The 10414-nt window shown below is 68.3% G+C and carries 9 protein-coding genes; 4 read left to right on the top strand and 5 right to left on the bottom strand.

Going from position 1 to position 10414, the window contains the following annotated elements:
* Positions 1–391: 391 nt before the first annotated feature.
* Together B1818_RS14745 and B1818_RS14740 are read right to left on the bottom strand one after the other, a co-directional pair.
* Complete coding sequence (locus B1818_RS14745) at positions 392–1390, bottom strand: NAD-dependent epimerase/dehydratase family protein (RefSeq protein ID WP_078113136.1); 999 nt, start codon at positions 1388–1390, stop codon at positions 392–394.
* A 3-nt stretch (positions 1391–1393) separates the two neighbouring features.
* On the bottom strand, positions 1394–2440 hold the full coding sequence (locus tag B1818_RS14740) for a phosphotransferase family protein (RefSeq protein WP_078113135.1): 1047 nt from the start codon (positions 2438–2440) through the stop codon (positions 1394–1396).
* Between the two features lie 255 nt (positions 2441–2695).
* Here B1818_RS14740 and B1818_RS14735 point away from each other — a divergent pair, with 255 nt between their 5' ends.
* A complete protein-coding gene (locus tag B1818_RS14735) occupies positions 2696–3559 on the top strand; it encodes a mycofactocin-coupled SDR family oxidoreductase (protein WP_068971220.1) in 864 nt (287 codons plus the stop codon).
* 3 nt (positions 3560–3562) lie between these two features.
* Here the strand turns inward: B1818_RS14735 and B1818_RS14730 are convergent, their stop codons facing one another.
* From B1818_RS14730 to B1818_RS14720, 3 genes are all read right to left on the bottom strand, one after another.
* Positions 3563–4696, bottom strand: a complete 1134-nt coding sequence (locus B1818_RS14730) for a TIGR03857 family LLM class F420-dependent oxidoreductase (protein WP_078113134.1) — start codon at positions 4694–4696, stop codon at positions 3563–3565.
* Entirely contained in the window at positions 4693–6282 is a 1590-nt protein-coding gene (gene fadD1, locus B1818_RS14725) for a fatty-acid--CoA ligase FadD1 (RefSeq protein WP_078113133.1), read from the bottom strand. The genes B1818_RS14730 and fadD1 overlap by 4 nt, the downstream gene beginning before the upstream one ends.
* Before the next feature lie 207 nt (positions 6283–6489).
* Positions 6490–6951: a hypothetical protein gene (locus B1818_RS14720; RefSeq protein WP_078113132.1), complete on the bottom strand. Its 462-nt coding sequence runs from the start codon at positions 6949–6951 to the stop codon at positions 6490–6492.
* Between the two features lie 103 nt (positions 6952–7054).
* Between B1818_RS14720 and B1818_RS14715 the strand changes: the two genes are divergently transcribed.
* The 3 genes from B1818_RS14715 to B1818_RS14705 all read left to right on the top strand — a co-directional run bounded on the left by B1818_RS14715 (position 7055) and on the right by B1818_RS14705 (position 10398).
* The gene (locus B1818_RS14715; protein ID WP_078113131.1) at positions 7055–7966 is read left to right on the top strand and encodes a PaaI family thioesterase; all 912 of its coding nucleotides are present in this window, start codon (positions 7055–7057) and stop codon (positions 7964–7966) included.
* 361 nt (positions 7967–8327) lie between these two features.
* The gene (locus B1818_RS14710; RefSeq protein WP_078113130.1) at positions 8328–9128 is read left to right on the top strand and encodes a TIGR03084 family metal-binding protein; all 801 of its coding nucleotides are present in this window, start codon (positions 8328–8330) and stop codon (positions 9126–9128) included.
* Positions 9129–9237: 109 nt separating this feature from the next.
* Positions 9238–10398: an acyl-CoA dehydrogenase family protein gene (locus tag B1818_RS14705; protein WP_078113129.1), complete on the top strand. Its 1161-nt coding sequence runs from the start codon at positions 9238–9240 to the stop codon at positions 10396–10398.
* Positions 10399–10414: the final 16 nt, after the last annotated feature.

The following is a 10414-nucleotide window of genomic DNA, read 5'->3' as shown; positions in this document are numbered from 1 at the left end:
ACACCAGCACCAACCATCAAAAGGCGACACCGACAACCGATCGGCGAAACCCTACCCACCCGTGAAAGATTCAGGCTGAGGTGCGAGCGAAGCGAGCCACGAAGGGCTCGCAAGGTGCCCCACCAGGCCCTTCGTGGCTCGTCGACCTCGACGCGCTCCTACGTCGCTTGCTCGGCCCGGCGGCTTGCGCTCGTCGCACCTCAGGGACCAGTGCTTTTGCGGTTCTTGGGGATTGGGGAGCAGGGCGGGTTGACTCGCCCGCTGACCGAGCTCGTCGAGGTCATCAAGTGGCTTCGACTCGGCGCCTCGACCTCGACGCGCTCCTTCGTCGCTTGCTCGGCCCGGCGGCTTCGCTCGGTGCCGGCTCAACCAGCGAGGTGGTTGTGTCGGCTCAACCAGCGCGGCGCGCGGCGCGTCGTTCGAGCCAGAAGCGGGCACCGTCGGCGATGGCCTCGGTCACCGGGCGTGGATGCCATCCGAGGTCGCGTTCGGCCTTGCCGTGGTCCATCTCGGACATGAAGTGCATCAACCGGACCGAGGGGATCGTCAACTGCACCGGCTTGCGCGTCAGCGCCCCACGGGCGGAACCCACCGCCCCGAAGGTGTACAGCGCCGCGCGGTTGAGAACGACGCGCGGGGGCTGACGATCCGCGGTCGCGGCGGCAATGGCCACGATCTCACCGGTGTCGATGGACCGCTCGGAGACGATGTAGCGTTCGCCGACCTCGCCGCGGTCCGCCGCGAGGAGCAGCGCCTGCGCGGCGTCGTCGATGCCGACCGACTCGGCGCGACAGCCGCGGACGGTGAACGGTAACTTGCCCAGCGCCGCACCGGCAACGAATGCGCCGTGGGGAGTTGGTTGCCAGTCGCCGGGTCCGTAGGTGTTGGCGACGCACATCGCGACGGCGGGTACCGCGTCGTCCTGCGCTCGACGCAGCACCAGGTCCTCGGCGGCCACGCGACTGCGCACATAGGCGGGAGCCCGCGCGGCCCAGTTGAACACATCGTCCTCCGTCGCCCGACGGCCGTTCACCCGCCCGATGGTCGCCGCGGTGCTGGTGAACACGAACTTCCGCAGTGGCATCCGGGCTGCGACGTCGAGCACCGAACGCAGGGCCTCGACGTTCGTCCGGTACAGCGGTGCCGGATCGCGCAACCACGCGCGCGTGTCGACCGCGCAGTGGAACACCACGTCGCAACCGGTCATCGCCCGCGCGACGGCGTCGGCGTCGAAGAGATCGCCCGTCACGTGATCGACGCCGAGACCGGCCAGGGGCCGGAGGTCACTCGTGGGCCGGGTGAACACCCGCACCTCCTCGCCCGCGTCCACGAGCTGCCGAACGAGATGAGAACCGAGAAACCCGTTGCCCCCGATGACCAGTGACGGCACGGTTCACAGCCCTCCGGGTGCGAGATCGTCGATCGCGGCTGCGCTGCGGGACAGCATCGCATCGAACATCGCGTTGCCACGCTCGGTGGGTTGTGCAGCAGCGGAGCCGAACACGATGATCAGCGGCGCCTGGATGAGGTTGCCGACGTAGTCGTCCCAGCAGTCGTCGAGCGTGTAGTCGCCGACGCCGGCGGTGACCAACGCCCGATGATACGAGGCGACGATGCCGCGCTCGTGCCGGCGCCGGTCGTCGGTGGTCAGACTGGTACTCAGCAGGAAGGCGATGTCGCGCAGCGGGTTACCGGTGGTGATCGTCTGCCAGTCGATCACCGTGACCTCACCGGACGGGCCGAACAGGACGTTGTCGACCCGGAGGTCGCCATGGATCAGGGTGGCATTGTCCAGCGGGGCGACCAGCCACTGGCCGGCTTCACGGACGAGCCAGTCGACCGCTGCCGATGACGGACCGATAGGGGAAAAGCGTTCGCGGTAGACCTCCGCCATCGGAGCGAGGATCGACTCCATCACCTCCCGGTCGGCGTCGGTGGGCAACGGCATCTCGGCCAGCAGGGTCGGATCGTTCCACCGGGGAGCGTGGAGACCAGCAGTCGCCACGGCTACCGCCTCGGCCTGCGCGGGTGTGCAGCCGGCGATCTGATCGCCCTGCACGGCTGCGCCCATGTCCTCCAGCAAGAGTACGAACTCGGTGCCGCGATCGGAGATGGTCGCGGCGAAGCAGTCGGGCATCGGCACCGTGAACGACGCGGCGAGGTCGCGATAGAAGCGCACCTCGTTGCGGAACACCCCCGATCCGAACTCGCGCTGGTCCGGTGACCCGGTCGCGAGCTTCGCGATCATGGTGTCGGGCAATGTCGCTGGGCTGTCGTGCCCGAGGTGGAGGCGATAGGAACCGGCCATCTGACCGGTTCCCACCGGTTCGGCACCCACCGACTCGATGCTGACGTCGTGACCGTGGGAAGCGAGGAACGCGGTCAACCACGTCGGGGTGAGTTCGTCTATGCAAGTCGGGATTCTAACGGTGTCCGGCACGGGCACGCCCTTTCGATCGAGCTGCGTGGGCCGGGCCGATGTGACCGGGCTCACCCAGGCCGCTGATCGGACACTACCGAGGAATTGGACTGGTGTCCAGGGAACCGGCGCGGCGGTGTGCAGCTGTGCAGGCCGGCCACGCCGGGCGACCTTGCGAACAGCAAATCCATTCCGCCACACGAAGGATGGCCGTCGGCTAGGCTGCGCGGAGACGCGGCGGCCGGACTCGTGGTCGCCGGGACGAGGAGAGTGCGAGTGAGTACCAGACTCGACGGGAAGGTCGCCCTCGTGACGGGCGCGGCACGGGGTCAGGGGCGCAGCCACGCCGTGCGGATGGCCGAGCAGGGCGCCGACATCATCGCCATCGACATCTGCGATCAGATCACGACGGTCAATTACGCCATGAGCACGCCGGACGACCTGCAGCAGACCGCGAAGATGGTCGACGCGACGGACAGTCGGGTGATCGCGAAGATCGCCGACGTCCGCAGCCGGGACGCCCTGCAGGCCGCGATCGACGACGCGGTGGCGCAGTTCGGCAGACTCGACATCGTCGTGGCCAACGCCGGTATCAGCCCGCTCGGGCCCGAGAGTCCCTCGGTCACCTGGCTGAACACGGTGTCGGTGAATCTCGGTGGGGTGATCAACACCCTCGAGTTGTCTCTGCCGCACCTCGAAGCGGGTGCATCGATCGTCTGCATCGGTTCGATGGCCGCGTTCATGCCGTCGTTCGAGTCCGCGCAGGCCGGGCCGGGTGCAGGCGGTTACGGCCACTCGAAACGAGCGGTGGCGCGACTCGTCAACGACCTCGCCCGGCACCTGGCGCCGAAAGGTATTCGCGTCAACGCGATTCATCCCGGCAACGTCGACACCGCGATGGTGCATCACGACGAGATCTACCGGCTGTTCCGACCCGATCTCGAGAAGCCGGTCTACGACGACGTCAAGGACGTCTTCGCGTCGTTGCACGCGATGCCGGTGGACCTGCTCGCGCCGGAGGATGTCACCGAGGCGGTTCTCTACCTGGTGTCCGATGCCGCCCGGTACGTGACCGGTCAACAGCTCCGGGTCGAGGCGGGCGCGTTGCTGAACTCGGTGCCACCCGGCGTGCCCGACTGACGGTCACTGAACCGGTGGTCCCGCAACCGAACCCGGGTTCACTGGCAGAGCCGGCAAGGCGGGTCGTATCGACCGGTACGCCGTCAGCACCGACAACAGTTCCGACGGCGCGGCGCCGTGCATGATGACCGAGTCGACTCCCAGGTCGAACTGGCGCGCCACGGCGGCCGCGCACTGTTCGGCACTGCCGACCGCGCTGTCGGCGACCCACGACGCCGGGATGACCTCGGCGAGCCGGGCCAGTTCGTCGGCCGTGGCAGTGGCGTCGATGGGTCCGCGGGCGCCGGCGAAAGCCGGACTGTCTCTGATTCGTTCGAGATCGTCCCCACGCCATCCGTTGGCACGCATCAGGACGTCCGGATACCCCTGGAGATAGGTCGCGAGCCGGCCGTACAGACGTCGCAACCGGTCGTCATCATCGAGATGGTCGGGCACGGTGGCCAGTACCGACCAGATGCGCACCGAAGCGGGGTCCCGACCGGCCTCGGCGGCCGCCGCCCGGACGGTCTCGACCGCGGCGATGGTGGCCTCGTCGGAGAAGAACGTGTGCAGGACGACACCGTCGGCGATGCGCCCGGCAAGACGTAAGGTGTTGGGCGACATCGTCACGAGCAGGATGGGGACCGGTGGAACCGCGACACCGAGGTTGAGGTAGTCGTAGGTGCCGAGCGGGCCGTCGTGGCCCAGGATCATCTCGCCGCGCCAAAGGGTGCGCAACACCGAGGCGGCGTCGGTGAGCTGGGCGCTCGTGACATCGGGAACCCCGAGAACCTGCCACTGTGCGGCGAATCCACGACCGAGGCCGAGCGCGAAGCGACCATCCGTCATGGTCGACAACGTGGCGGCCATGGACGCGGTGATGATGGGGTGACGGGTGTTGTGGTTGGTCGCGGCCGTGGCGACGCCCATCCGGCGACTCGCCGCCGCGAGACCGCCCGCGAGTACGGCCGCGTCCTTCACGTTGAACCGCTCGGAGACGAAGGCGGCACCGAAGCCCGCGCGGTCGGCGAGCCCCGCTTCGTCGGCGAGTTCGGCGGGATCGACCGGATGGCGCGAGAGGGCGTAGTAGCCGATCTCCGGAAGCGTGTGCTGCGGGACGGATTCCGGTGTCGGTGTGGTGGCCGCGGTCGAGGTCATGCCTGTGCGGCGACGGCTTGTCGATACACGCGGGACCGGGGCTCGCGCACCCAGAGTGTGCCCGTGCCGGGGACGGCGCCCTCGGATTTCAGGGTGCGCTTGAGGATCTTGTTCGTTGCGGTCGTGGGCAGGTCGTCCTCGATCCGGACATACGTCGGCCACGCTTTCGGCGACAGGTCGGCCTGTGCGGCAAGCTGTTCGGCGAAGGACTCCGGGGTCAGCTCGACGCCGTCCTGCAGGACAACGGCGGCCATCACCGCATCGCCGACGTGGTCGTCCGGAACGGCATACACGGCAACGCGATTGATCTCGGGAACGCGCAACAGCACCCGTTCGATCGGTCCGGCGGCGAGGTTCTCGCCGTCGACGCGCATCCAGTCGCCGGTCCGGCCGGCGAGGTAGATCCAGTCGTCGGCGTCCTTGTACGCGAGGTCGCCCGACCAGTACATCCCGTGGCGGAGACGCTCGCTGGTGGCGTCGGAATCGTTGTAGTAGCCCATGAACATGCCGCCGCCCTCGATGTTCACCAGCTCGCCGATCGCGTCGTCGGCATTGAGAAGCGCTCCGCTGGAGTCGAATTCGGCACGCGGGCATTCGGTCAGCGTCGAGGAGTTGTACACCGCGACGTTCGGGAAACCCTTGCCGATCGAGCCGTGCGGGGTGCCGGGTTCGCGGGTGATGATGATCGCCAGCTCGGTGGAACCGAAGCCGTCCCAGACGGTGCAACCGAACCGGCGCGAGAAATCGTCGATGTCGCGGTCGGTGGCCTCGTTGCCGAACGCCACCCGGAGCGGATTGTCGGCGTCGTCGGGCCTCTCCTCGGTGGCCAGGATGTAGGCGAGCGGTTTGCCCACGTAGTTCATGTACGTCGCGTTGTAGCGGCGGATGTCGGCCAGGAAGGTCGAGGCGGAGAACTTGGCGGGCGCGATCGCGGCACCGCCGCACAGTGCGACGCAGTAACCCCCCATGAGTGCGGCACTGTGGAACAGGGGCATCGAAAGGTAGCAGACGTCGCCGGGGCCGATGTCGTATTTGTCGGCGAGCACCGGGCCCGCGAACGGCATCATCATGTGCGCGAACTGGACCGGCTTGGGGTTTCCACTGGTCCCCGAGGTGAAGATCAGCATGAACGTGTCCATCGCCCCGGGTACCGAATGCGGGGTCAACTCCGCGGCGCCGGAGAGCATCTCGGCCCACTGCGGAGTAGAGGTGTCCAGCACCGTCACGCCGGGTAGCTCCAAGCCATCGAGGAGAGGGCGGTGCTCGGCGTCGGTGAGCAGGATCTGACAGTCCGCGCGCACGATGTCGGCGGCGAGGCCCTCACCGCGGCGGGTGTTGTTGATCCCCGCCGTCACGTAACCGCCCAGCGCGCCGGCGGCCAGGGCGACCAGCATGTCCGGCGTGTTCCCGAGCAGCACACCCACATGCAGCGGACGCTCGGTGTCGGCGATGCCGAGAATCGCCGACGCGGCGCGTTCGGCGTCGCGAATGTACTCGCGCCACGTCCATTGCCGACCCTCGTAGGTGATCGCGAGGTTGTCGTCGTCGGCGCGTGCCTGCAGGAGCTGGGTGACTGTCTCGGCCATGCGGCAAATCTAGAACGTGTTCACCGCACGTGTATACAGATTTGCGAGATTGTCTACTGCGTGTGCCGGAGGGCGTGGGCTGGGCAACAGGCAGACGTCAACTCGACCGGCAGACTTCGATCGAGGTCTGGGGGTCGAGTTGACGTCTGTCGGTCCGTCGTGGACGTCCCGCACCTCAGCGAAGAGTAGGTTGTGGTCGGCTCGGCGTCAGCGCGTGAACGATCCGCTGCCCGGGACGACCGTGAAGGTCTGGTCGCCCTGGCCGAGGATCGTCGTGGTGAACTCGACCGATCCCGCTCCGGTCGTAACGGCGACCCCGTCGGACGGACGTCCGTCCGCACATGCGGCGAAGACCTCGTCGCCGGATGCGCCGGTCGAGGTGTTCTTCCAGGTGATCCCGACGCGCGCATCCTTCAGGTTGGTGGCGCAGGACTCGGTGGGCGTCGTGTTGAGCGTGATCAGCGTGACCCCGGGTTCGGTGGCCGAGGCGAGGATGCTCGCCACGAAACCGCCCGTGATGCCGTTCGCGCCGACGGTGACTCCGGCGTTGGGGACCTGCTCCACGCTGAGGGGTCGTTCCGCGGGTGCGGCGAAGGCGGTGCCTGCTCCTACGCCGAACGCTCCCACTGCCGCAATCGCCCCGATCGTCGCCACAGTTGTGCGTCGCATCTGTATCTCCCGTCACTTTGGACACGTACGCAGCCAGACTACGGGAGTGAGATTGGACTCTCCAATGCGAGATCGGCGGTACATCGCTGATAGAAGGGATTTCATGAGCCAGCCGCACGATCCCCTGTCCGCGTTCCACCTCGGCGACATCTCGGTGTCGGAGTCGGGGGTGCGGGCCTCGCAGCGGCTGTGCGCGCGGTTCGCCGACCATCGCGGCGTGATCGAGTTGCCGGCGCTCGCCGTGCTGTTCGATCACTGCGGTGGTATCCCGTTCCATCGCATCCACGACGACCCCGCCGCGGCGACCCTCCAGGCACGCCTGACGATGTCCACGCACGGCCGCGCAGAAGTGGGCGACCTGGTTGCCGCACGGGCCGAGGTGGTCATGCACGACGACGACTGGGGCTCGACGTCGGTCGAGATCCGCACCGGTACCGGGGACCTGTGCTGCGTCGGGACCGCACGCAACGTCCGAGTTGGCCGTGCCCCGACCGGTGCCACCCCGTCCGCCGAGATCGGCCACGCGACACCGCAATGCAGCGACGATGACGGGTCCGTCCTGCCCGAGCGCATACCCGCCGCGCTGTCCGGGCGGGCCGTGGTCGAGGAGATCGCGTCGAAGATGCGGGAACCCGGCCCGCTCACCGACATGCTCAACGGCCGCGTCGAGGTGATCGACGGCACCACCGACCGTGAGTCCGGCATCCGCTTTCGCAGCGCCACCGAACCGTGGATGGGCAACATGTTCGGCACCATGCACGGCGGCGTCATCGCCACCATCGCCGGCCAGGCGGCATCGTTCGCCGGGCATCTGCATGCCGGTGCCGGGCAGGAGTACTCGATCGGGGACATGGCGATCGGTTTCTACCGTTCACCTGCTGTCGACGGCAGTGAAGTGGTGGTCGAGGTGACGCCGATCAAACTCGGCCGCCGCATCTCGTCCTTCGAGGCGACGATGACCTCCTACGACGACATCCTGCTGAGCCGAGCCACGGTCGACATCCACTACTGCTGACCGCAGTTGGGTCGTCAGCCGGCCGAGCAGCGTCTATCGGGCGTGGCGAGGTTGCCGCGTCGGTCGAGGTCACCTCTTGTGCCCGGGTCGCCGAGTGGCTTCGACTCGGCGCCTCGCTCCGCTCGGTGCCGGCTCAACCAGCGGTGGGGCTCGGGTCCCCGAGTGGCTTCGACTCGGCGCCTCGCTCCGCTCGGTGCCGGCTCAACCAGCGGTGGGGGCAGGTCGCCGAGTGGCTTCGACTCGGCGCCTCGCTCCGCTCGGTGCCGGCTCAACCACCGGCGGTGAAGGCGCCGGGTCGTCCCTGCGGGAAAAACAATCAAGCGCGCTTGATTCTTCTGAGGCCGTGTGTGAGGGTGATCGCATGCCTGAGGGACAAGCAGCCGTGATCGGCGTCGTCGCCGACCTCGAAGCCGAATCCGCGCAGCTCGACACGCTCGTCGCGGGTCTCGACGATGCGGGCTGGGCCACCCCCACGCCGGCGCCGGGGTGGACGATCGCGCACCAGATCGCGCATCTGGCGTGGACCGACGAGGTGGCGGCGGTCGCGGCCACCGACCCGGACCGGTTCGGCGCACTGCTCTCCGAGGCGGCGAGCAGCGTGGCGACCTACGTCGACGACGCCGCCGAAGCGGGGGCCGCCGCGCCGGCCGACGAGATCCTGGCCGGGTGGCGGGCGGCGCGCGACCGTCTCGCCGACGCGCTGCGCGAGGTACCGGCCGGCGTCAAGATCCCGTGGTTTGGACCACCGATGTCCGCGGCGTCGATGGCGACCGCGCGCCTGATGGAGACATGGGCGCACGGCCTCGATGTCGCCGACGCCCTCGGTGTTCCCGTCGTGCCGACCGATCGGATCCGCAGCGTCGCCCACATCGGCGTCCGCACACGCGACTTCGCCTACATCGTCAACGGCCGCACGCCCCCGGCCGAGCCGTTCCACTACGCGCTCACCGCGCCGTCGGGCGAGATCTGGACCTGGGGCCCGGACGACGCGTCGAACAGCGTGCGCGGGCCAGCACTCGACTTCTGCTTCCTGGTGACCCAGCGACGCGCACTCGCCGACCTCGCACTCGAGCTCACCGGACCCGACGCGGTCGAATGGTCGGGTATCGCACAGTGTTTCGCAGGTCCGCCCGGGCCGGGTCGCGAACCGCGGGCGAGCTGAGACGCCCGTCGTCGTCACCGTCCGCCGCTGACGTCCACCGCCCCCTTACGCCGCCGAATCGTCCGATCGCAGCAGCACGCAGTCGCACGCAGTCCGACAGGAGAACACGATGCCCATCGCCAGTCCGATCTGGGAGACGCCCGAACGCCTCGAATTGCGTTCCACCGTGCGCCGATTCGTCGACAAACACATCCTCCCGTTCCAGGACGACTGGGAGCGCGAGGGTGCCATCCCCCGTGAACTGCACATCGAGGCGGCCAAACTGGGTCTGTTCGGGCTCGGGGTCCCCGAGGAGGTGGGTGGCTCCGGCGGTGATCTGATCGACAGCACGATCCTCGGCGAGGAACTCCACTACGCCGGCGCGGCCGGTGGCGTCTTCGCGTCGCTGTTCACCCACGGCATCGCCCTGCCGCACCTGATCGCCGCCGGCGACCCCGACCAGATCGACCGGTGGGTGCGGCCCACGCTCGCGGGCGAGAAGATCGGGAGCCTGGCGATCACCGAACCCGGCGGCGGAAGCGACGTCGGCCACCTGACGACGAAGGCCGAGCGCGACGGGGACCACTACGTCGTCAACGGTTCCAAGACCTACATCACCTCCGCGGTCCGCGCCGACTTCGTCGTCGTCGCCGTCCGCACCGGAGGACCGGGAGCCGCGGGCGTCTCACTGCTCGTCGTCGAGAAGGGCACACCCGGCTTCGAGGTCACGCGGAAGCTGGACAAGATGGGGTGGCGCAGTTCCGACACCGCGGAACTGTCCTTCGTCGATGGGCGGGTGCCGGTCACCAACCTGGTCGGACCGGAGAACTCCGGATTCTCGCAGATAGCAACCGCTTTCGTCACCGAACGGTCCGGTCTGGCGGTGCAGGCGTACGCCAGTGCGCAACGCTGCCTCGACCTCACCCTGCAGTGGGCGCGCGACCGTGAGACCTTCGGCAAACCCATCATCGCCCGGCAGTCGGTGCAGGACACCCTGATCGAGATGGCACGCCGCATCGACATCGCCCGCACCTACACGCGGGCCCTCGTCGAACGGAAGGTCAGCTCCACCGACGACCTCATCGCCGAGGTGTGCTTCGCCAAGAACACCGCGGTCGAGGCGGGGGAGTGGGTGGCCAACAAAGCCGTTCAGCTGCACGGCGGCCTCGGTTACATGACCGGCACCGAGGTCGAACGGCAATACCGCGACATGCGCATCATCGGGATCGGTGGCGGCACCACCGAGATCCTCAACGGACTGGCCGCCAAACGGCTCGGTTACCAGGCCTGACCGGCCGCCGAAACCG

The organism is Gordonia sp. IITR100, assembly GCF_002009645.1.
Lineage (GTDB): Bacteria > Actinomycetota > Actinomycetes > Mycobacteriales > Mycobacteriaceae > Gordonia > Gordonia hongkongensis.
Note: the sequence above shows the minus strand (reverse complement) of the source record. Positions and strands in the feature narration are given on the sequence as shown.

Coding starts and splice junctions, on each gene's coding strand:
- B1818_RS14730 (WP_078113134.1), bottom strand. CDS start 4,696: ATGACCTCGACCGCGGCCACCACACCGACACCGGAATCCGTCCCGCAG.
- fadD1 (WP_078113133.1), bottom strand. CDS start 6,282: ATGGCCGAGACAGTCACCCAGCTCCTGCAGGCACGCGCCGACGACGAC.
- B1818_RS14720 (WP_078113132.1), bottom strand. CDS start 6,951: ATGCGACGCACAACTGTGGCGACGATCGGGGCGATTGCGGCAGTGGGA.
- B1818_RS14715 (WP_078113131.1), top strand. CDS start 7,055: ATGAGCCAGCCGCACGATCCCCTGTCCGCGTTCCACCTCGGCGACATC.
- B1818_RS14710 (WP_078113130.1), top strand. CDS start 8,328: ATGCCTGAGGGACAAGCAGCCGTGATCGGCGTCGTCGCCGACCTCGAA.
- B1818_RS14705 (WP_078113129.1), top strand. CDS start 9,238: ATGCCCATCGCCAGTCCGATCTGGGAGACGCCCGAACGCCTCGAATTG.